Genomic DNA, 19,808 nt, shown 5'->3' on the forward strand with positions numbered 1-19,808 from the left:
GATCCCGTCGGCGGACGAGATCGGGCGCGAGTTCGAGCGGTTCCTGGCGGAGCGCGAAGGGGACGGCTGACGGGACCTGACGACGGGGGCGGGTCCGCCGGAGGGCCTGCCGGAGCCAGGCCCTAAGCTTCCGCTCATGCTGAAGGTGGGCCTGACCGGCGGGATCGGCGCCGGCAAGAGCGAGGTGTCCCGGCTGCTCGTCGAGTGCGGGGCGGTGCTGATCGACGCGGACCGCATCGCGCGTGAGGTCGTCGCGCCGGGGACACCCGGTCTCGCGGCGGTCGTGGACGCCTTCGGCGCGGACGTGCTCGCTCCGGACGGCAGCCTGGACCGGCCCAAGCTGGGCTCCATCGTCTTCGCCGACCCGGACAGGCTCGCCGTCCTCAACTCGATCGTCCACCCCCTGGTGGGCGCCCGCTCCCGCGAGCTGGAGGAGGCCGCCGCCGAGGACTCCGTCGTCGTCCACGACGTCCCCCTCCTCACGGAGAACGGCCTCGCCCCCCTCTACGACCTCGTGATCGTCGTCGACGCGAGCCCCGAGACGCAGCTCGACCGGCTCGTGCGGCGGCGCGGCATGAGGGAGGAGGACGCCCGCGCCCGTATGGCAGCCCAGGCGACCCGCGAGCAGCGCCGGGAGATCGCGGACATCGTCATCGACAACGACGTCCCCCTCGACGCGCTGGAGCGGCGCGTGAAGGACGTATGGGCCGAACTCGTCCGCAGAGCACGGGCGTCCCGGCGGGCCCCTCAGGAATAGCGACCCCGGGCGAGGCGTTGAACCCCTCCAGCGAGGGAAGGATTGCGCCGTGCCCGAGACCAGTGGTTCGAACGGACGTACGCCGGAGACGCACGTCATCGACTTCCGCGCCGCCGAGCAACTGCTCGCCTCCCGGGATCCGCAGGGCGCGGTGAAGCTGCTCGACGGCGTCATCGACGTCCACCCGGAGAACACCGCCGCGCGGCTGCTGCGCGCGCGGGCCTTCTTCGCCGCGGCCCAGCTGCGGCCCGCCGAGCTGGAGTTCTCCCTCGTCCTGGAGCGCGAGCCGGACAACGCCTTCGCCCACTTCGCCCTCGCCCGCACCTACCAGCGCCAGAACCGCCCCCGCCCGGCCAAGCGCCACTTCCGGCTGGCGGCGGCGCTGGACCCGAACCCGGAGTACCTCGAGGCGGCGCGCTTCGAGGGGTGAGCGGCCCGCGCCCGCCGCTGCCGCGGAAGCCGCTACGGCCGGCTGCTCGGCGGCTGGTACGGCGGGATGTCGCGGCCCGGCTGGTAGTGGGCGCCCTGGCGGATGTGCCGCACGACGACGACCAGGTCGACCGTGACGATCAGCCACAGCAGCCCGCAGGCGAGCGCCCAGCCCGGGCGTCCCGCGATCGCGAACGCCGCGGTCCCGAACACCGTCCAGACCAGGCCCCAGACGCTCAGCCAGAACCGCATCCGCAGGGCGCTGCGCGCGGTCACCGGTTCACTGCCCGTACGTTTCACGATCACCACTCCCGTCCACGGCTCCCCCTCCGTTCCGGGTTCCCCGGACGAGGAGCAGGCATGATGCGGCCGGAGTCCCCGCGATCCGACGCCGGCTGACTCGATCGGGTGAGCCCGCGGCGCGTGGGAACGGGCGTGCGGAGGCGGGCCGTTGGACGGGCATGGAACTGAGAATGCGTGAGGGGTACGAGGGGACGGGTCCCGGGGCGATCACCCCGGACGGCTGCGCGGTGGAGCTCTACGCGCGGCTGCCCGTCGGGGACGAGCCGGACATCATCGCCGCGGCGGTGCCCGAGGGCGCCCGCATCCTGGAGCTGGGCAGCGGCGTCGGGCGGATGACCCACGCCCTGCTGGAGCGCGGTTTCGAGGTCACGGCGGTGGACGAGTCCGCCGAGATGCTGGAGCGCGTGCGCGGGGCGCGGACGATATGCAGCCCCATAGAGGGGCTCGACCTGGGCGAGACGTTCGACGTGGTGCTGCTGGCGTCGTTCCTGGTGCATGTGGGGGACGTCGAGGTGCGGCGGGGAATGCTGCGCGCCTGTGTGCGGCATCTGGCGAAGGGCGGGTGCGTACTGATCCAGCGGGAGGGCGAGGACTACCACACCAACGTGCCGCGCGAGCGGGTGGACCCCGCCGGCTTCACCGTGCGGATCGTGTCGTCGGAGCCGGTCGGCGACGGGGTCGACTCGGTGCGCGCGGAGTACGTGTTCCCGGACGCGACCTGGACGCAGACGTTCCGGGCGCGGCCGTTGACGAGGCAGCAGTTCGAGGAGGCGCTGGGGGAGGCGGGCCTGAGGGTGGACCGGTATCTGACGGCGGACCGGGTGTGGGTGAGGGCGGTGCCGGTGACGGGCGGCTGAGGGCGACATTCCCTTCGCGCAGCGATGAGTTCGGGGGTGAAGCGCGGTCTGTCTCCGTGACAGCAACACACACCGCTTCCCACAGGAGACCCCCATGTCCGAGACCACCGCTCCCGCCGCGAACGCCGCCTCTGCGACCTCTGTCTCCCCGAGGACCGTCGTCGCCGGGTCCGTGACCGCACGCGGGCGGCGTGCCCGTACCGCGCTGCGCGGACTGCAGGTGCTGCTCGCCCTCTTCTACGTGGTCGCGAGCGCCCTGCCCAAGCTGATCGCGCACTCCTCGGCCGTCGGGACCTTCGAGGAGATGGGCTGGGGCAGCACGGGCATGTACGCCATCGGGGTGCTCGAACTCGCAGGTGGGATCGGCCTGTTGGTCCCGGTGCTGCAGTCCGTGGCCGCGATCGGGCTGGGCGCGATGATGGTGGGCGCGTTCGTGGTGCAGATGACCGTGTTCGAGGGTCAGCACGCGGCGACACCGCTCGTCCTGCTCGTGCCGCTCACCCTGATCGCCTGGGCGCGGCGGGGCCACAACGCGGAGCTGCCGCGGCTGCTGCGGTCGGTGCGGCCGGCGCGTGGAGAGGGCTGACGCCACCGTCGCCGTGCGGCTCGCCTCCGGTGGTGCGCGGGGCCCCGCCGGGCGGTGTCCGGGAGAGGCGGGCCAGGGGCCGTCCCTCCCGGACACCGCGCGTTCACGGCCGGGCCGCGCCGCCGGACCCCTTGCCGCGGGCCTTGCGGCCACCGGTCGCCCCACGGCCGGTGGACCCACCGCGGCCGCCGGATCCGCCACGACCGCCGGATCCACCCGGTGCGGTGCCCGGGTCACCGGCCCCGCCCGGTCCGCCGAATCCGCCCGGTCCGCCCGGTGCGCCGAACGGGCCCGGTCCGCCCAGGCCGCGCAGGCGCTCCAGTTCGCGGCGGTCGCGCTTGGTGGGGCGGCCCGCGCCGCGGTCGCGGATCCCGGCCGGGGCGACGGCCTCGCGGGGCGGGGGCGGCGGCGAGTTGTCGATGTAGCACTGGGCGGCGACCGGGGCGCCGACCCGCTTGCGGATCAGCCGCTTGACGACGACGATCCGCTCCCGGCCCTCGTGCCGCAGGCGCACCTCGTCGCCGACGCGGACGGAGTGCGCGGGCTTCACCCGCTCGCCGTTCACGCGCACGTGACCGCCCCGGCAGGCGGTGGCGCCGAGGGAGCGGGTCTTGACCAGGCGTACGGACCAGATCCAGCTGTCGATCCGGACCGTCTCGCCGTGCTGCGGCCCGGCCGCCTCGGCCGCCGCCACGGCAGCGGCGATCTTCGGGTCCGGGGGAGCCGCCGCCTCCTGGGCGGCCCCGCCCGTCGCCCCCGCCGTGTCCCCGGCCCCACGCGTCTTGTCGTACTCCGCACCCTCAGAAGCCATGTCCCCGACCTTAAACCCCCTCCCCGGTGGACCGTGCGTGGATTTCGAACGGTGCCACGACCTGCAGGATCGTCGCCGTACCGGCCACGGGCCGGCCCTCGTGCAGCGTGATCACCGTGCCGGGCACCAGGTGCCGCCACCGGCCGGGGCTGAGCGGAGCCAGCCGCACCGGGGCGCTCTCGCCCGGTCCCAGGCTCTCCGCACCCTCCACCCACACCGCGGCGACGTACAGTTCCCGCCCGCCGTCGGCCGTCACACGGCCGATGTCCCACACCGGCCTGAGCTGCCCCTGCCCCGCGAACGCGCTCCGGCGCCCGCCCTCCCGCGCCGGCGGCAGGCTCAGCACGGCCCGGAAGGCGCCGTGCCGGACCTCACCGGCACGCCAGACGCACCACTGCGCGGCCCGCTCCCGCATCATCTGGCGGGCCGCGGCCTCGAGCAGCGACCAGAAGGCCACGGGGACGGGGTGCTCGTCCCCGAACTCCATCAGCAGGTCGAGCACGAACCCCCACTCCTGCCGGTGCTGGAAGTCACGCACGTCGTCGACGGTCGCGCCGATCCCGGCGCGGGCGTCGCGGGGCAGCAGCCCGGTCGCCCGCCGCAGCAGCGTGAAGGCATCGTCCATGCCGCACATTGTCGGGCCGGAAGCGGTCAGGGCCTGATCCACCCGGTGCGGCGTCCCGTCGCCCCGTCCCCCTACCGTGGAGTCATGGACCCCGGCGGCCTCCCCGAACTCGACCGGCGCATCGCGGGCTGCCGCGCCTGCCCCCGGCTGGTCGACTGGCGCGAGGAGGTCGCCCGCACCAAGCGCGCCGCCTTCGCGGACTGGACGTACTGGGGGCGGCCGGTGCCCGGTTTCGGGCCGCCGGACGCCCGGCTGCTGATCGTCGGACTGGCGCCCGCCGCGCACGGCGGCAACCGCACGGGGCGCATGTTCACCGGGGACCGCTCCGGGGACGTGCTGTACCAGGCGCTGTACGACGTGGGACTCGCCTCGCAGCCGACCTCCGTGCACGCCGGGGACGGCCTGGAAGTGCACGGCGTACGCGTCACCTCGCCCGTGCACTGCGCCCCGCCCGCGAACAAGCCCACGCCCGGGGAACGGGACACCTGCCGGCCCTGGCTGGTGCAGGAGCTGCACCTGCTGCGGCCGACGGTGCGGGCAGCGCTCGTCCTCGGCGCCTTCGGCTGGCAGGCCGCGCTGCCCGCGTTCGCCGAGGCCGGCTGGACGGTGCCCCGGCCGCGCCCCGCCTTCGCGCACGGCGCCCACGTCACGCTGCCCGCCGCCGACGGTCCCGGTCTGCACCTCTTCGGCTGCTTCCACGTCAGCCAGCGCAACACCTTCACCGGCCGGCTCACCCCCGGGATGCTCCGGGAGGTGCTGCGCACGGCGGCGCAGGCGGCGGGGCTGCCCACGCGGGGCGGCGGGGCCGCCCCCGCGGAAACGAGGTGATCGTCCGCCGCACGGCCGCTACGGTGCCCGGATGGGCCTGTATCCGGAGATCGAACCGTACGACCGCGGCATGCTCGACGTCGGCGACGGCAACCGCGTGTACTGGGAGACCAGCGGCAACCCGCACGGCAAGCCCGCGCTGGTGCTGCACGGCGGACCGGGCTCCCGCACGAGTCCGAACCTCCGGCGGTACTTCGACCCGGCCGCGTACCGGATCGTGCTGCTCGACCAGCGCGGCGCCGGACGCTCGACGCCCCGTGCGAGCGACCACGCCACCGACATGGGCGTCAACACGACCGCCCACCTCATGGCGGACCTGGAGCGGCTGCGCGCCCACCTGGGGATCGAGCGGTGGCTGGTGTGGGGCGTGTCGTGGGGATCGGTGCTGGGACTGCGGTACGCGCAGACGCACCCCGGGGTGGTGTCCGAGCTGGTGCTGACGGGGGTCGCCACCGGGTCCAACCAGGAAGTCGCCCTGCTGACCCGGGGGCTGGGGAGGATCTTCCCGGAGGCCCACGAGCGGTTCCTCGCCGGGCTGCCCGCCGACGAGCGCGACGGCAACCTGGCCGCCGCGTACAACCGGCTGCTGGAGTCGTCCGACCCCGAGGTGCGGGAGCGGGCCGCGCGGGCCTGGACCGATTGGGAGACGGCGACGATCCCCGCCCCGCCCGGCTCGGTCGCGCGGTTCCGGGACCCGGAGTTCCGCATGGGCTTCGCCCGCACCGTCACGCACTACTGGGGCAACGACCACTTCCTCGGCGAGGACAACGACGAGGGCGTCGTCCTGCGGGACGCCCACCTGCTGACGGGCATCCCCGGCACCCTGGTGCAGGGCAGCCTCGACTTCGGCAACCTCCTCGGCATCGTCTGGCGGCTCCACCACGCCTGGCCGGGCAGCGAGTTGACGATCGTGGACGAGGCCGGTCACGACGCCGGAGCCGTCGGGGACGACGTCCTGGTGGCGGCGACGGACAGGTACGCGCGCGGCGGCGACCGATAAGGGCTGCCGCACTGTGCTCCATGGGAGGGAAATCCGGCGCTCCGCAGGCGTGTCCCCCCCGGTGGACATACGCTTCCGGTGAGGGGAGGAAAGGTCTGCGCCATTCCAGCCGAGGAGAGCCGATGGCTGAACGCATTGCACGTCGACATGGTTACAGAAAAGGCCTCCCCGGTGAGATGCTCGCCGAATTCCTGGGCACGTTCGTCCTGATTCTGCTGGGCCTCGGTTCGGTGGCGGTCGCCGTCGTCGGCCTGCCCGGATCGGGCCGGCAGGCGGTGGAGTTCGGACCCGCCAACTGGCTCATCATCGCGTGGGGCTGGGGGCTCGCCGTGGTGTTCGGCGTCTACGTGGCCGGTGGCATCAGCGGTGCCCACATCAATCCCGCGGTGACTCTGAGCTTCGCGGTACGCAGGGACTTCCCCTGGCGGAAGGTCCTGCCCTACTGGCTGGCCCAGGTCGCGGGCGCCTTCGTCGCCGCCGCGCTCGTCTACGCCTGCTACAGGTGGGCGATCGACGCGGCCAACGCCGAGGCGGGGATCCCGCGGGACGAATCGCTGGCGACCTATTCGATCTTCGCCACGTTCCCCGCCGAATACTTCGGGGATTCGTGGTGGGGTCCCCTGCTCGACCAGATCGTGGGGACCGGAATCCTGCTCCTGCTGGTCTGCGCACTCATCGACACCCGCAACACGGCTCCGATGTCGAATCTCCACCCGTTCCTCATCGGCCTGGTGGTCGTCGCGATCGGTTTGACGTTCGGCACCAACGCCGGATACGCGATCAATCCCGCACGGGACTTCGGCCCCCGGCTTTTCACTTTCTTCGAGGGCTGGGGATCGATCGCCCTGCCCGGGACGTTCCAATGGTTCAGCGGCTACTGGTGGATCCCCATCGTCGGTCCCCTCATCGGCGGGGTCCTCGGGACCGCCGTGTACGACCTGCTCGTCAGCCCGGTACTCAAGGCCAGGGCGGGGGCGGCCGAGGAAGGTCCGGCCACCGAAGAGCCCTAGGCGCACCAGGAGGTCGCAACGATGCCCGAATTCGTCGGCGCGGTGGACCAGGGGACCACCAGCACACGCTTCATGATCTTCGATCACTCGGGGAACGAGGTGGCGAGGCACCAACTGGAGCACCACCAGATCCTGCCGCGGTCGGGGTGGGTCGAGCACGACCCGGTGGAGATCTGGGAGCGCACCAACACGGTGATCCAGAACGCCCTCAGGACCGGAGGACTGTCGGCCACCGATCTGCTGGCCGTCGGCATCACCAACCAACGCGAGACGACCGTGGTCTGGGACCCGCGCACCGGCCGCCCGTACTACAACGCCATCGTCTGGCAGGACACCCGCACCGACAGCATCGCCGCCGCCCTCGAACGGGACGGGCACGGCGAGGTCATCCGCCACAAGGCCGGCCTGCCGCCGGCCACCTACTTCTCCGGCGGCAAGATCAAGTGGCTGCTGGAGAACGTGGACGGACTGCGCGAGGCCGCGGAAGCGGGCCACGCCCTGTTCGGCAACACGGACGCCTGGGTGCTGTGGAACCTCACCGGCGGGCCGGGCGGCGGTGTGCACGCCACCGACGTGACCAACGCCAGCCGCACCATGCTGATGAATCTGGAGACCCTGGACTGGGACGACGAACTGCTGGACATCTTCGGCATCCCGCGCGCGATGCTGCCGGCCATCCACCCCTCGTCCGATCCCGAGGCGTACGGCCGGGCCCGCACCTCCCGGCCGCTGAGCGCCGCCGTCCCGATCACCGGCGTACTCGGCGATCAGCACGCGGCGACCGTCGGCCAGGTCTGCTTCTCCCCCGGCGAGGCCAAGAACACCTACGGCACCGGCAACTTCCTGGTGCTCAACACGGGCACGGAACTGGTGCGTTCGCAGCACGGGCTGCTGACGACGGTGGCGTACCAGTTCGCGGGCAGCCCCGCGGTCTACGCGCTGGAGGGCTCCATCGCCGTCACCGGCGCGGCCGTACAGTGGCTGCGCGACCAGCTGAAGATCATCAGGAGCGCCCCGGAGAGCGAGCAGCTGGCGCGTTCGGTGGAGGACAACGGCGGGATGTACTTCGTGCCGGCCTTCTCCGGTCTGTTCGCCCCGTACTGGCGCTCCGACGCCCGGGGCGCCATGGTGGGGCTGGCCCGCTACAACACCGGTGGCCACATCGCACGGGCCACGCTGGAAGCCATCTGCTACCAGAGCCGTGACGTGGTGGAGGCCATGGAGCAGGACTCGGGCGTGCACCTGGACGTGCTCAAGGTCGACGGCGGCGTGACCGCGAACGACCTGTGCATGCAGATCCAGGCCGATGTGCTGGGCGTGCCGGTCAGCCGCCCCGTGGTCGCCGAGACCACCGCGCTGGGTGCCGCCTACACCGCCGGGCTCGCCGTCGGCTTCTGGCGCGACACCGACGAACTGCGCTCCCACTGGCAGGAGTCGAAGCGCTGGAGCCCGCAATGGAGCGAGGAACGGCGCCGGGACGGCTACCAGGACTGGAAGCGGGCCGTGGAGCGCACCCTGGACTGGGTCGAGGTGACCTGACGACCGCCGGCGGTCCCCTTGGACGTCAGCGGTCGGCGACGTCCTCGCGGAGACCGTCGGAGAACTCCCACCACGACAGGGAGAGCCAGTCGCCGTTGACGAAAGCGTCGACGGTCGCGCCGCGACCACGAACCGTCACGGTCGTTCCCGGTGGGTAAACAGTGCCGGACAGCCCGGGCACGGGGGCAAGCAGAGTTCCCAGCCTCTGTGCAGGCATTTCCCGCCTCTTTTCGTTCTCGGTGCGGCGCCGGACGCGTATGTATCCGTATCCGGAGATTACCGGTTTGCCGGATCGGGCAGACCGCGGAATCATGAGAGATGAGTCACGCGGAGAGCGGGCGGGGCGTGGCGATCGGACTCCTGTGCCATCGAGCGGAGGTCACAGCCATGAAGGCCGTCGTGTACAAAGGACCGTTCGACGTTGCGGTCGAGGACTTCGAGAAACCCGGCATCCAGCATCCGAACGATGTGATCGTGCGGGTCACTTCCACCGCGATATGCGGCTCCGACCTGCATATGTACGAGGGTCGCACCGCCGCCGAGCCCGGCATCGTCTTCGGCCACGAGAACATGGGGATCATCGAGGAAGTCGGCCAGGGCGTCACCTCACTCAAGGAGGGCGACCGCGTGGTCATGCCCTTCAATGTCGCCTGCGGATTCTGCATGAACTGCACCAAGGGATTCACCGGGTACTGCCTGACCGTCAATCCCGGTTTTCCTGGCGGTGCCTACGGCTATGTCTCCATGGGGCCCTGGACGGGTGGCCAGGCCGAATACCTGCGCGTTCCCTACGCCGACTTCAACTGCCTGAAACTGCCGCCGGGACAGGAGCACGAAACCGATTTCATTCTGCTCGCCGACATCTTCCCCACCGGCTACCACGGCTGTGAACTCGCCGAGGTCCGCCCCGGGGAGAGCGTCGTGGTGTACGGCGCGGGACCGGTCGGGCTCATGGCCGCCTACTCGGCCCTGCTGCGCGGCGCGCGGAAGGTGTTCGTCGTGGACCGGGTCCCCGAGCGGCTGCAGAAGGCCGAGGAGATCGGCGCGGTTCCGGTCAACTTCGCCGAGGGCGACCCGGCCGAGCAGATCAAGGAGCAGACCGAGGGCATCGGCACGGACAAGGGCATCGACGCCGTCGGCTACCAGGCGACGGTGGGCGGCACGGACCGCGAAGAGCCGGCGACCGTCCTGAACGCACTCGTCAACACGGTCCGGGCCACCGGAGCGCTCGGCGTGCCCGGCCTCTACGTCCCGGCCGACCCCGGAGCCCCGGACGAGCAGGCCAAGCAGGGCATGCTCCTCGTCGCGATCGGCAAGCTCTTCGAGAAGGGCCTGCGGATGGGGACGGGGCAGTGCAACGTGAAGCGTTACAACCGGCAACTGCGAGACATGATCATCGAGGGCAGGGCGAAGCCCAGCTTCGTCGTCTCCCACGAACTGCCCCTGGACCAGGCGGCGTCGGCCTACGACAAGTTCGACAAGCGGATCGAGGGCTACACGAAGGTGGTACTGCACCCGTAGCCCCGCCGCACGGGAACCGCAGGGGCCGTGGGCGTCTTCGCACGAGGCGCCTACGGCCGCCACACGTACCGCACGTCCGGCTCCCGCTCCTCGTTCCCGCTGCCGTCCGTCCGCTCCACGGCCTCGAAACCGTGCCGCTCGTAGAAGCGGTGCGCGGGCGCGTTGACCTGGAAGGTCCACAGGGAGAGTCCGCCGGGGCTGCGCTCCTTGGCGAGCGCGACGAACCGGTCACCGAGCCCGCGTCCGCGCCACTCGGGGGCGAGGTACAGCTGCGCGAGCTCCTCGCCCTCCAGCACCATCACGCCGACGACGCCTCCGCCCGGCCCCTCCGCCACCCACGTCTCGCGCAGGGGCACCAGGACGTGGCGGAAGTGGTCCCGGACCTCGTCGTCGGAGCGGGGCCGGACCACGGTCGGCAGCGCGGCGGCGAAGGACCGCAGCCAGACGCCCGCCGCGGCGTCGGCGTCGGCGGGCGAGACGGCCCGGCGCACCGTGACGGCCCGGCTGCCGGACGTCACGAGGCCGCCGCGGACGGGCCCGGGACGACGGCCGTCGCCGTGATCTCCACGAGCTGCCCGGGGTACCCGAGGCAGGCCACACCGATCAGGGTCGACGAATGGGGGCCGAGGCTCAGCCCGGACGCCTCGACCACGTCCCACACGGCGGAGAGCACGGCGGGATCGTCGGCCACCACATACACGTCGGTCGACACGACGTGTTCCAGGTCACTGCCGACCGCGCGCAGTTGCTCCTCCAGATTGGCCAGCACCCACTCGGCCTGCCGCACCGGGTCCCCCGCGCCGACGAGCCTCCCCCCGGCGTCGAGCGGAACCGACCCGGCGAGGAACGCCAGCGTGGTGCCCGCCTCGACGACGGAGGCATGGGAGTACGTGGGCGGAGGGAAGAGGCTGGGGACGGTGACGCGCCGGATCACGCGGGCTCCGATCTTCCGGGGAGGTCATGGCGGACAACTCACCGATCATGAGGGCCCCGTCGCGCCACCGCATCCGTTTTTCCCCCGCCCCCGTCCGGGCTTCCGCGTAGCCTTTCCACCGGAGCCTTTCCACCGGCCCGCAGCACGTTCCCCGTTCACCAGGAGCCGCAGCCGTGTCCTCCCACCCCGACCAGGTCTTCCTCGAAACGACCGCCGACCGGCTCGCCGCCCTCCCCGGCGTCCGGGCCGTCACCCTCGGCGGCTCGCGCGCCCGGGGCACCGAACGGCCGGACAGCGACTGGGACCTGGCGGTCTACTACCGGGGTTCCTTCGACCCCGGTGACCTGCGCGCGGTCGGCTGGGAGGGCGAGGTCTCCGAGATCGGCGGCTGGGGCGGGGGCGTCTTCAACGGCGGTGCCTGGCTGACGATCGACGGGCGCCGGGCCGACGTGCACTACCGCGATCTCGAGGTCGTCGAGCACGAGCTGGCGGAGGCGGAGCGGGGCCGGTTCCGCGTCGAGCCGCTGATGTTCCACCTCGCCGGCATCCCCACGTACCTGCTGGTCGCCGAGCTCGCGATCAACAGGGTGCTGCGCGGCGAACTGCCCCGCCCCGCCGCCTACCCGCGGGCGCTCCGCGCGTCCGCCCCGCCCCGCTGGTACGGCACGGCCGCCGCCACCCTCGCCTACGCCCGGGCCGGTCACGCGCCCCAGGGCGCCCTCGCCCAGGTCGCGGGAGGCATCGCCGTCGCCGCGACCCACACCGCGCACGCGGTGGCGGCGGCGCGCGGGGAGTGGGTGACCAACGAGAAGGGACTGATCCACCGGGCGGGGCTGGGCGAGGTCGACGGACTGCTGGAGCGGCTGACGAGCAGCCCGGACGTTCTCGTTCGCGCGGTCGACGACGCCGGGACGCTGTTCGACCGTGTCCTGGAGACGGCCCGGCGGGAGTCCCGTTGAGGCGTCAGCCGCCGAGCGGCGGTGCGGCCGTCCTCGTACCGGCGGGACTCCGGGGCCGGCCCGTCACCGTACGCCGGATCCGACGGGCAGAGCCTCAGGCCTGCTGGGCGGCGAGCCGCTCGGCGGCTTTGCGGCGTCGGGGCTGGAGGGGGTCGACGAGAACACCGGATCCCCGGCCGGGGGTGTAGGCCCAGCCACGGATCTTCAGAGCGACCCTGACGAGCCGTTCGTCGCCCGGAGGCACGTCGATGTAGAACAGCGACTCGTCCGGCGTGCTGTCGTCGCCGCCCCAGCGGATCACGCCCTCGCATTCGGCGAGGATGTCCCGGATCACCAGTTCCTCGAGGGGATAGAAGCCGCCGCGGGCCCCGGAGGGGTAGAAGCCGGGCCTGATCTGCACCGCTGTGCCGGACGCCTGGTTGGACTCCGCCAGGTTGTTGCGCACCGAGGCCGGGGTGCGCCAGCCGACGACCTCGCCCTTGCGGAGGGGGTCGATCTCGTAGTGGAAACGGCGGACGACGTGGACGAGGACGGTTTCCACTTCGCCCATGCGTATCCGGAGGTCCACAGGGGTGCCCGGGGCGGGGCGGGTGTAGATGCTGCCGTGGTCGTCGGCGACCTTCTCCATCTCCCAGCCGTTGCGGGACACGGCGCCGGTCACGACCCGGTTGCGCCTGGCCTCGGCCCGGCGGACCGCCTCACGGACCTTGTCGGGTTCGGGTTTCCTGCTCGCCGCGTGGGCGGGCGAGGACAGCACCTGCGAACCGACGGCGACGCCGGCTGCGATGAACGCGGCACGCCGCAAGGCTGTGCGGCGGGAAATGTTCACGGTCACTTTTTTGTCTCCTCATACCAGTACGTGGGGCGTGCGACGAAGGTCAGGACTGCTGCGGTCGTTCCCAAGATTCCTGCCGCGGGGTTCACATATCCGGGCACAACGGCTTCATATGTCTGCCCGCCGGTGACGCGGCACGTGAAATGCAGAGGAATGAAGGAGTATTCGTACCCGTCGACGGACTTGACCTGTTCCGACCTCAATCTCTCCGCGCAGGCCCGGGCCTGGCCGCTCTCATCCAGGAACAGGAGATGGAGCACCCCCCAGGTGTACATTCCGGCCGCGCAGGCCCACGCTGCGGTGGCAGCTCCCCTGACCGCGGTGTGGGTATCCCGTTTTCCGCCGGCGCGGAGCAGCAACCTCGCTCCGCGGACGGCGAGCCACGGCGTGACACCGATGCCGACCAGGCTCAGCAGGAGCACGAGACCGATGTAGAGATCGTTCGAAGCGTCCATCACGCGGTGGAGTCTGTCAGACGTTCCGGGAAATGGAGTTGTACTTCTCCATGATCTGATAAAGCGCCATCCGCTTCTGGGCGTGGGGAGTCGCCTCCGAGTCGGCCGATCCCTGATATCTGCGCAGAATCTCGAAGATCTCGCTCTCCGTGTAGTCCAGGCGCATGGAACGAAGGGGCGTCTCTTCCTCGGTGTTGCCCGGGGCTCCGTCCGCGTTCCACAGGTGGATCAAGGGAACGGTGGATATGGCGAACTGCTCGTCGTCCATGCAGTCACGCCATATGTTGTACTTGTCCTGGTCGCTGGTGACGTCGCGTATGGTGCCCTCTGCGTAGCCGTTCCGAATGGCGTGGTTCCAGGCCAGGACCGCTGTCCTCCCGAAGATCTGGCATATACCGGTGGAGCTGTCCCGGAAGTTTCCGGTCGTGTTGAACTCTGCGATGATCTCCAGGTCCACGCTCACGTCGACCGCATCGAGGTGCCGCATCTCCCAGTACGCGGACGTCTGGATGAGGGCCTTGCGCATCTTGTGCCGGTAGGCGAGCTGGGTGATGACCGTGTCGTATTCCACCACGACCGTCTGGAAGCACGTCTCGTGCGTGTGCGACCTGAAGCCGCCGTCGTTGGGGAAGCCGATCGACTCCATGTACTTGCCGACGTCCGTCTTCATGGCGGTGAGGACGGACGAGTCGAGGCGGGTGTCCGGCAGGGGACCGCGGGGCGGGTCGAACGAGTTCTGGCCGATGTCGCGCCCCGAGGCGATGTTGTTGTCGATCTCGATCGCCCCGTCGCCGGAGCCGACCCAGCGGGTGACGATCTGGTCGTAGGCCCAGTCCGCCGGCAGCGGGTAGCCGAAGTTCCCTGAGAAGCCCGAGGACATGTCGGACACGAACGACGCGGTGGAGTGACCGGCCTCGGCGACGCGCGTGCACACGTTGCGCGGCCCGTAGACACCCACCTTGAACCGGTTGCCGTCGTCGGCGATCGCGTCCTGGATGCCTTTGAAGTGCGGCAGGATGTTCTTGGTGACGTCCTGGTCGAGGGCGTCGAAGTCCACGGCGAAGAAGATCCGCGTCCCCGCCTTGAAGCCGTGGTCCAGTGCGGCGTTGATCGCGGCCTGTGCGGCTGCGCGCCCCTGGGGGTAGCTGAACTCGTCGGCGCCGCGCCCGAAGGTCTGGTAGATCGGGTAGCAGCGCAGCCCGTTGCTGGCGATGGTCTGCAGCTCGCCGGGCTGGATCGCCTTGTGCTTCAGGTCCTCGCTCGGAGTCGGGTCCGGGTTGGTGAGGTAGCGCCCGACGTACTTGATGCCTTCCGCCTTCAGCGCGGCAGCACGTGCCGGGGTGATGAGGGTCACGCCGTCGCACGCTTCCCCTCTGCGGGACTGGTCGCCGTAGGAGACCAGCAGCGAAGCCCAGGTGGGGAAGTCGCCCTTGCCGGTGACGGGCAGCTTCACGAACGACTGGAAGGAGGAGACGGCCGAGGAGAGGCTGCTGGTGAAGGTGGAGGCGAAGGACACGGGCCTTTGGTTGAGGACCATGGCGGCCGAGAAGAGCTTCACGAAGTTGTTGGAGTCGCCGGTGGCGACTGTGCGGGACTTCAGCCCGCTTTGGGTGCCCGGTCCGAATACGCCGTTGGCCGTGCCGTCCGCCATGCCGAGTTCGTACTGGACGGCGAACAGCATGGACTTGGCGACGTCCCGGGAGTGGTGGCCGTCGCAGGGAATGATGAAGAAGTCCCTGCGGTGGACGTAGCTTCCGTTCAGCCACTGCTGCACGGACCGGATGGTGCTGGAACCGTTGTTGACGGTGACGTAGGCGTCCATGTTCAGCAGGCCCTTGAACACCTTCGGTGTCAGGTTGCTGCCGGGGTAGGCGAAGTCCACGCCCATGTTCCGCTTCAGCAGGATCATCGAGTCCTGGACGCGGGAGTTGTATGTTCCGTCGATGTCTCCGCCGTCGTAGCCCTTGCAGTACAGGGCGGACTGGATGATCTTGGCGAAGTTCTGGGACGGGACCGTGCTGCCGTTGAGGACCGGGTACTTGGACTGCAGTGTGGACAGGGTCGTCGGGCCGAAGCTGTTCGACAGGGCGGTGATGCCGAGCTCGTACTGCAGGGCACGGGTGAGGGCGAACATCACGTTCCACCCGGTCTCCCCGTTCTCGGGAATTCGCTCGATGCCGAGCTTCCCGCCGTAGGCGCCATTGATGAACTGCTGTGCTTTGCGCACCATCTCGTCGGCCATGTGGGGCTCCTGTTCGGTCGCGGTCGGGGGGATGGGGAGTGAATCGGAAAGGAAGAGGGGGGACGCATGACCAACGGAGGGGTCATGCGAGCCCGTGCGGGCGCGCGAATGCCCGCCATGCCGCACATGTCGGCATGGCGTCATGGGCAAGATCGCCGGCTGTCGGCCGGAGCGGTCCGTTCCTCGCGAACGGCACACGGGAGCCGCGGTCAGTGGCCGTCGCCCACGGGGTGGAGGTCCTTGGTCGCCCTCAGGCCGATCTCGGCGTTCTCCGGTTGGCCGAGCCCGTCCGCGGTGACGTCGGCCAGGTCGTGCCGGCGAGCACATCGGACGCCTTCACCGTCACAGGACGGGAGACCTCCCCGTTTCCGGCGGTGACGAGGACCGTGCACGCGGCGCGCCCGTTCGACGTGCCGTCCCGCGTCCCCACCTCCGCACCCGGTGCGGCGGAGGCTTCTTCGGCGGCTGCCGTTGATACGCGTGAGCAGCGCTTCGGAGCCCGGGGCGTGCCGGACGATCTCTTACCCACGGGGGAGCCCGTACGGGGACCCGCAGTCGATGAACGAGCTGGACAAGGGCTTGGCGGCGGCAGCCGTGCGAAGCGCGACTCTGGACTCGGGCATGACAGGCGACACTCTTTCCGCGCGGAGCATCTGGGGGACGTGGGAACACGAACGGTGAACCGCAAAGCCGTGGTGCCGGCTCGCGTCGTGCGGAGGTCGGCCCGGACGGACCGCACCTCGGCGCCGACTGGCGCAGGGAGGCATCGCGCGGCCTGAAGTGACGAACCCGTGGAGCATGATCACCCTAGGTGTGGTCTGGTCCACCCACCAAGGCTTTTGGACGGTGCCTCGGGCAACTGGCGTGAAAGGGCCCTCGCCCGGAAGGTCACGGGCGCGGCACAAGTGCTGCGCCCATTGAGTGGCGGCCCTGTGCGCGCGTGGAAACGGAATGATGAATGAAGCGTTCCGATTCGTTGGAGATGGCTGAAGTCAATCGGGTGGGACCGCGCGGGGCGGGACGCCGGCGGGAAGATCCGTACCCGGTCCGCCCCGGAAGCTCCTGATCGGTGCGATGCAAGTGCTCTGCGCACGCCTGGGGTCCCTGCCCCTTTTCGTGGCCGCTCTCTTCACGCCTCTCGCCACGGGCCGGTGGGCCGGGGCGTCACGCCCCGGTCGTCCGCGGGGGCGCCCACGAGGAGGAGACCGCGGCCCGCTTCCCCGTCCGGGCCGGGTGCTTCGGGCACGGCCGATCGCGTTCGTGAAGAACGCGCCTCCCGCCCGCATCGTCACATCCCGGAAACACGGCCGTTCACTTCCCTTCCAGGTCCCGGCTTACCGTGGACACCGCACCCACCAGCCCGGTCACCGTCGCCCGCGAGCCCACCCCGGCCCGACGCGACCACTGGAGCCCCGTGTCACGATCCGCCCCCGCCCTGCCCCCCTGGCTCGCCCACGCCCTGCGGACCCAGCGGGGACCCGTGCCCTGGAGCGCGGTCGTGCGGGGCGCGCTGGCCGCCGGGCCGCTGCTGGCCGGGGCCGTGCTGCTCGGGCGGCCGACCCTCGGCGTCGCCGCCGCCATCGGCGCCATGCTCGCCGGGATCAACGACCGGCCCGGCAGCCGACGGGCCTCGGTCGGGCGGATCGGGACGCCCGCGCTCGCGGGCGCGGCCGGACTGGCCGTCGGCACGTCCGCCGGGGACCACGCCCCGGCGGTCCTGCTCACCCTCCTGCTGACCGGCCTCGGCCTGGTCGCGGGCGGGATCAGCGCCCTCGGGCCCGTCGGCTCCTCCATCGGCACCCAGCTGCTGGTCGGGGCCGCCGTCGGCGCCGGGATGCCGTTGCCCGAGCCGGGATGGCAACGGGCGCTCGCCTTCCTCGCCGGCGCCGGGTGGCTGCTCGTCCTGCGGCTGGCGCTGCCCACGCCGGGCTCGCTCGCCGGGGACTTCCGGTTCGACGGGGAACGGGACGCCGTCGCCGGGGTGTACGAGGCCATTGCGGCGCTGCTCGGGGCCGCCGGGTCGAAGGCGGCCACCGTCCGGCGCGCCGCGCTCACCGCCGCCCTCGACCAGGCGCAGGACGCGCTGGCCGGGCCCCGGCTGCGGCGGTACGCCTCCTCCGCGGCCGAGCGCCGGCTGCACGCGCAGTACGCCGCCGCGCTCCCCCTCGCCGAGGCCGCCACCGCACTGGCCTGGGCGGGGGAGCCCGTACCCGCCCGCGCCTGTGAGGGCCCCCGGCGCCTCGCCGCCGCCGTACGCGACGGCACCCGCGCCGGCCGCCTGCCCGCCCCCTCCCGCACGGCCCCGGCGCTGCGCGCCCTCGACGACGCCCTCCTGCGCGCCGCCGCGGCGTTCGACCGGGCCGAGGGCAGTGACCTGCACGGCCGCAGGCGGTCCCGGGCCGCTCCGGTGCGGACCCTCCTCGGCGTCCGGGGGCGGGAGTACGGGATGCGGGTCGCCCTCTGCTTCGGCGTCAGCGCCGCGATCGCCCAGGCCCTGCACCACGCCCGCTGGTACGGCCAGCACGAGCACTGGTACTGGCTGCCCGCCACCGCCGTCTTCCTCGTCAAGCCCGACCTCGGGCCGCTCGCCTCCCGGGTGCTGTGCCGGGCCGCCGGGACCGTGCTCGGGGCGCTCCTGTTCGCCGGGTTCGCCGCGGTGCTGCCCCGGCCGGAAGGGCTCATCGCGCTGGTGGCGGTCAGCGGGGCGCTCATCCCCGTCGCCACCCGGCACTTCGCCGCGCAGACCGCCGTCGTCACCGTGCTCGTGCTCGCCCTGGTGATGGTCGGCGGCGAACCCGAGGTCTCCGCCGTCCGGATCGGCGAGACGCTGCTGGCCTGCGCCGTCGTGCTGGTCGTCGGACATCTGCCGATGCCGGGACAGCGCGGCGACGGCATCCGCGCCCGGCTCGCCGAGGCGGGCGCCGCCGCGCACGCGTACCTCGCCCACGTGCTCGGCGGGACCGGCGACCGCGCCACCCGCTGGGCCCTGCGCCGCGAGGCCTACCGCACCCTCGCCGAGGCCCGCACCGCCATCGCCCTCGCCTCCGCCGAACTGCCCCCGCTCGCCCGGCACACCGACGGCACGGACGAGATCGCCGCCCTCCTCGAAGAGCTTGTCGACACCGTCACCGCCTGCGCCGTCCACCTCGACGACACCGGGCGGATCGGCCCCCGGCACACCGAGCGGCTCGCCGGACTCCAAGACGAACTCGCCCGCCGCCGCGACCGGGTGGGGCTGCGCCTGCCGGAGCCGCTGGGCGTGGCCCGCGGCACGGTCGGGGCACGGGCCCGGCCCGCCCCGCGACCGGGCCGCGACGGGGAAACCGCGGTGCGGCCCGCCCCGGACCGGGACGGCGTCGTACGGTGACGTGATGACGCCCATCGCGACGACGTCCACCGCCGCGGAGAGCCCGGCCGATCTCGTCATCACCGGATGCTCCGTCCTCACGCACGACGACCGGGAACGGATCGGGTTCACCCACGACGCGGCGATCGTCGTACGCGACGGGGTCGTGGAGTCGGTGACGAGCGCCGAGGCGGTCGGGGGGCGGACGGCCGGGGAGCGGATCGACGCCCGGGGGCAGGTCGCGCTGCCCGGTCTGATCAACTGCCACACCCACGCGCCGATGGTCGCCCTGCGGGGTCTCGCCGAGGACCTGCCGACCGAGGAGTGGTTCAACGACGTGATCTGGCCGGTGGAGTCCAACCTCACCGAGCGGGACGTCGAGCTGGGGGCACGGCTCGCCTGCGCCGAAATGATCCGGGGCGGCGTCACCTGCTTCGCCGACCACTACTTCGCCATGGACGCCGTCGCCGCCGTCGTCGCCGAGTGCGGCATGCGGGCGTTGCTGGGGGAGGCGTACTTCTCCTCCCAGGGGCCGCGAGGGCGGGAACGGTCACTGGAGTTCGCGCTGCGGCACCGCGGCTCGGCCGGCGGCCGCATCACCACCGCCCTCGCCCCGCACGCCCCCTACACCGTCGACGACGCCGACCTCGCCGCCACCGCGCGGCTGGCGCGCGAGCACGGGCTGCCCGTGCACCTGCACGCCGCCGAGAACCGCGACCAGACCGACACCAGCCTCGCCCGGCACGGCGTCACCCCCGTCCAGGTCCTGGA

General features: G+C 71.9%; 21 protein-coding genes. 12 read left to right on the forward strand and 9 right to left on the reverse strand.

Annotation, left to right across the window (positions count from 1 at the left end; genetic code table 11):
• Window positions 1–136: 136 nt before the first annotated feature.
• Together coaE and RIM90_RS22025 are read left to right on the forward strand one after the other, a co-directional pair.
• Window positions 137–757, forward strand: a complete 621-nt coding sequence (coaE, locus tag RIM90_RS22020) for a dephospho-CoA kinase (RefSeq protein ID WP_309062468.1) — start codon at window positions 137–139, stop codon at window positions 755–757.
• Between the two features lie 49 nt (window positions 758–806).
• Window positions 807–1,187 carry a tetratricopeptide repeat protein gene (locus tag RIM90_RS22025; RefSeq protein ID WP_309062469.1) on the forward strand — a complete coding sequence of 127 codons (381 nt, stop codon included), beginning with the start codon at window positions 807–809 and terminating at the stop codon, window positions 1,185–1,187.
• 32 nt (window positions 1,188–1,219) lie between these two features.
• Here RIM90_RS22025 and RIM90_RS22030 read toward each other — a convergent pair whose 3' ends face one another.
• Window positions 1,220–1,495, reverse strand: coding sequence for a DUF6343 family protein (locus RIM90_RS22030; RefSeq protein ID WP_309062470.1), 276 nt, complete (start codon window positions 1,493–1,495; stop codon window positions 1,220–1,222).
• 152 nt (window positions 1,496–1,647) lie between these two features.
• Between RIM90_RS22030 and RIM90_RS22035 the strand changes: the two genes are divergently transcribed.
• Complete coding sequence (locus RIM90_RS22035) at window positions 1,648–2,346, forward strand: class I SAM-dependent methyltransferase (RefSeq protein ID WP_309062471.1); 699 nt, start codon at window positions 1,648–1,650, stop codon at window positions 2,344–2,346.
• A 94-nt stretch (window positions 2,347–2,440) separates the two neighbouring features.
• Entirely contained in the window at window positions 2,441–2,932 is a 492-nt protein-coding gene (locus RIM90_RS22040) for a DoxX family protein (RefSeq protein WP_309062472.1), read from the forward strand.
• A 103-nt stretch (window positions 2,933–3,035) separates the two neighbouring features.
• Here the strand turns inward: RIM90_RS22040 and RIM90_RS22045 are convergent, their stop codons facing one another.
• On the reverse strand, window positions 3,036–3,743 hold the full coding sequence (locus tag RIM90_RS22045; protein WP_309062473.1) for an RNA-binding S4 domain-containing protein: 708 nt from the start codon (window positions 3,741–3,743) through the stop codon (window positions 3,036–3,038).
• A 10-nt stretch (window positions 3,744–3,753) separates the two neighbouring features.
• Window positions 3,754–4,368: a hypothetical protein gene (locus RIM90_RS22050; protein ID WP_309062474.1), complete on the reverse strand. Its 615-nt coding sequence runs from the start codon at window positions 4,366–4,368 to the stop codon at window positions 3,754–3,756.
• An 84-nt stretch (window positions 4,369–4,452) separates the two neighbouring features.
• Here RIM90_RS22050 and RIM90_RS22055 point away from each other — a divergent pair, with 84 nt between their 5' ends.
• The 4 genes from RIM90_RS22055 to glpK all read left to right on the forward strand — a co-directional run bounded on the left by RIM90_RS22055 (window position 4,453) and on the right by glpK (window position 8,745).
• Window positions 4,453–5,196: a uracil-DNA glycosylase gene (locus RIM90_RS22055; protein WP_309062475.1), complete on the forward strand. Its 744-nt coding sequence runs from the start codon at window positions 4,453–4,455 to the stop codon at window positions 5,194–5,196.
• 31 nt (window positions 5,197–5,227) lie between these two features.
• Window positions 5,228–6,196, forward strand: a complete 969-nt coding sequence (pip, locus tag RIM90_RS22060) for a prolyl aminopeptidase (protein ID WP_309062476.1) — start codon at window positions 5,228–5,230, stop codon at window positions 6,194–6,196.
• 122 nt (window positions 6,197–6,318) lie between these two features.
• Window positions 6,319–7,206 (forward strand): MIP/aquaporin family protein, encoded by an 888-nt coding sequence (locus RIM90_RS22065; protein ID WP_309062477.1) that lies wholly within the window; start codon window positions 6,319–6,321, stop codon window positions 7,204–7,206.
• 21 nt (window positions 7,207–7,227) lie between these two features.
• On the forward strand, window positions 7,228–8,745 hold the full coding sequence (glpK, locus tag RIM90_RS22070; protein ID WP_309062478.1) for a glycerol kinase GlpK: 1,518 nt from the start codon (window positions 7,228–7,230) through the stop codon (window positions 8,743–8,745).
• A 25-nt stretch (window positions 8,746–8,770) separates the two neighbouring features.
• Here glpK and RIM90_RS22075 read toward each other — a convergent pair whose 3' ends face one another.
• The gene (locus RIM90_RS22075) at window positions 8,771–8,962 is read right to left on the reverse strand and encodes a hypothetical protein (protein WP_309062479.1); all 192 of its coding nucleotides are present in this window, start codon (window positions 8,960–8,962) and stop codon (window positions 8,771–8,773) included.
• Between the two features lie 170 nt (window positions 8,963–9,132).
• Between RIM90_RS22075 and RIM90_RS22080 the strand changes: the two genes are divergently transcribed.
• Window positions 9,133–10,266 (forward strand): glutathione-independent formaldehyde dehydrogenase, encoded by a 1,134-nt coding sequence (locus tag RIM90_RS22080; RefSeq protein ID WP_309062480.1) that lies wholly within the window; start codon window positions 9,133–9,135, stop codon window positions 10,264–10,266.
• Window positions 10,267–10,316: 50 nt separating this feature from the next.
• On the opposite strand, the gene RIM90_RS22085 is transcribed toward RIM90_RS22080, so the two are convergent.
• The gene (locus RIM90_RS22085) at window positions 10,317–10,784 is read right to left on the reverse strand and encodes a GNAT family N-acetyltransferase (RefSeq protein ID WP_309062481.1); all 468 of its coding nucleotides are present in this window, start codon (window positions 10,782–10,784) and stop codon (window positions 10,317–10,319) included.
• Entirely contained in the window at window positions 10,781–11,200 is a 420-nt protein-coding gene (locus tag RIM90_RS22090; protein ID WP_309062482.1) for a RidA family protein, read from the reverse strand. Before RIM90_RS22090 ends, RIM90_RS22085 begins: the two co-directional genes overlap by 4 nt.
• A gap of 173 nt (window positions 11,201–11,373) precedes the next feature.
• On the opposite strand from RIM90_RS22090, the gene RIM90_RS22095 reads away from it, so the two are divergent.
• Window positions 11,374–12,159, forward strand: coding sequence for a nucleotidyltransferase domain-containing protein (locus RIM90_RS22095; protein WP_309062483.1), 786 nt, complete (start codon window positions 11,374–11,376; stop codon window positions 12,157–12,159).
• Between the two features lie 94 nt (window positions 12,160–12,253).
• Here the strand turns inward: RIM90_RS22095 and RIM90_RS22100 are convergent, their stop codons facing one another.
• Genes RIM90_RS22100 through RIM90_RS22110 form a run of 3 tightly spaced genes read right to left on the reverse strand, consistent with a single transcriptional unit; the run spans window position 12,254 to window position 15,691 of the window.
• Window positions 12,254–12,994 carry a twin-arginine translocation signal domain-containing protein gene (locus RIM90_RS22100; protein ID WP_309062484.1) on the reverse strand — a complete coding sequence of 247 codons (741 nt, stop codon included), beginning with the start codon at window positions 12,992–12,994 and terminating at the stop codon, window positions 12,254–12,256.
• Window positions 12,991–13,449, reverse strand: coding sequence for a hypothetical protein (locus tag RIM90_RS22105; RefSeq protein WP_309062487.1), 459 nt, complete (start codon window positions 13,447–13,449; stop codon window positions 12,991–12,993). Before RIM90_RS22105 ends, RIM90_RS22100 begins: the two co-directional genes overlap by 4 nt.
• A 16-nt stretch (window positions 13,450–13,465) precedes the next feature.
• Window positions 13,466–15,691, reverse strand: coding sequence for a glycoside hydrolase domain-containing protein (locus RIM90_RS22110; RefSeq protein WP_309062485.1), 2,226 nt, complete (start codon window positions 15,689–15,691; stop codon window positions 13,466–13,468).
• Window positions 15,692–17,105: 1,414 nt separating this feature from the next.
• Here RIM90_RS22110 and RIM90_RS22115 point away from each other — a divergent pair.
• Both RIM90_RS22115 and RIM90_RS22120 read left to right on the forward strand, forming a co-directional pair.
• The gene (locus RIM90_RS22115; protein WP_309062488.1) at window positions 17,106–19,058 is read left to right on the forward strand and encodes an FUSC family protein; all 1,953 of its coding nucleotides are present in this window, start codon (window positions 17,106–17,108) and stop codon (window positions 19,056–19,058) included.
• A gap of 4 nt (window positions 19,059–19,062) precedes the next feature.
• Window positions 19,063–19,808, forward strand: a 746-nt coding sequence (locus RIM90_RS22120; RefSeq protein WP_309062486.1) for an amidohydrolase family protein, incomplete at its 3' end; no start/stop codon positions are given.

Source organism: Streptomyces sp. (assembly GCF_031181555.1).
Lineage (GTDB): Bacteria > Actinomycetota > Actinomycetes > Streptomycetales > Streptomycetaceae > Streptomyces > Streptomyces fimbriatus.

Bases quoted from the DNA above. Each gene is read 5' to 3' on its own strand.
- coaE (WP_309062468.1), top strand. From the start codon at position 137: ATGCTGAAGGTGGGCCTGACCGGCGGGATCGGCGCCGGCAAGAGCGAG.
- RIM90_RS22035 (WP_309062471.1), top strand. From the start codon at position 1,648: ATGGAACTGAGAATGCGTGAGGGGTACGAGGGGACGGGTCCCGGGGCG.
- RIM90_RS22040 (WP_309062472.1), top strand. From the start codon at position 2,441: ATGTCCGAGACCACCGCTCCCGCCGCGAACGCCGCCTCTGCGACCTCT.
- RIM90_RS22045 (WP_309062473.1), bottom strand. From the start codon at position 3,743: ATGGCTTCTGAGGGTGCGGAGTACGACAAGACGCGTGGGGCCGGGGAC.
- RIM90_RS22050 (WP_309062474.1), bottom strand. From the start codon at position 4,368: ATGGACGATGCCTTCACGCTGCTGCGGCGGGCGACCGGGCTGCTGCCC.
- RIM90_RS22055 (WP_309062475.1), top strand. From the start codon at position 4,453: ATGGACCCCGGCGGCCTCCCCGAACTCGACCGGCGCATCGCGGGCTGC.
- pip (WP_309062476.1), top strand. From the start codon at position 5,228: ATGGGCCTGTATCCGGAGATCGAACCGTACGACCGCGGCATGCTCGAC.
- RIM90_RS22065 (WP_309062477.1), top strand. From the start codon at position 6,319: ATGGCTGAACGCATTGCACGTCGACATGGTTACAGAAAAGGCCTCCCC.
- glpK (WP_309062478.1), top strand. From the start codon at position 7,228: ATGCCCGAATTCGTCGGCGCGGTGGACCAGGGGACCACCAGCACACGC.
- RIM90_RS22075 (WP_309062479.1), bottom strand. From the start codon at position 8,962: ATGCCTGCACAGAGGCTGGGAACTCTGCTTGCCCCCGTGCCCGGGCTG.
- RIM90_RS22080 (WP_309062480.1), top strand. From the start codon at position 9,133: ATGAAGGCCGTCGTGTACAAAGGACCGTTCGACGTTGCGGTCGAGGAC.
- RIM90_RS22105 (WP_309062487.1), bottom strand. From the start codon at position 13,449: ATGGACGCTTCGAACGATCTCTACATCGGTCTCGTGCTCCTGCTGAGC.
- RIM90_RS22110 (WP_309062485.1), bottom strand. From the start codon at position 15,691: ATGGCCGACGAGATGGTGCGCAAAGCACAGCAGTTCATCAATGGCGCC.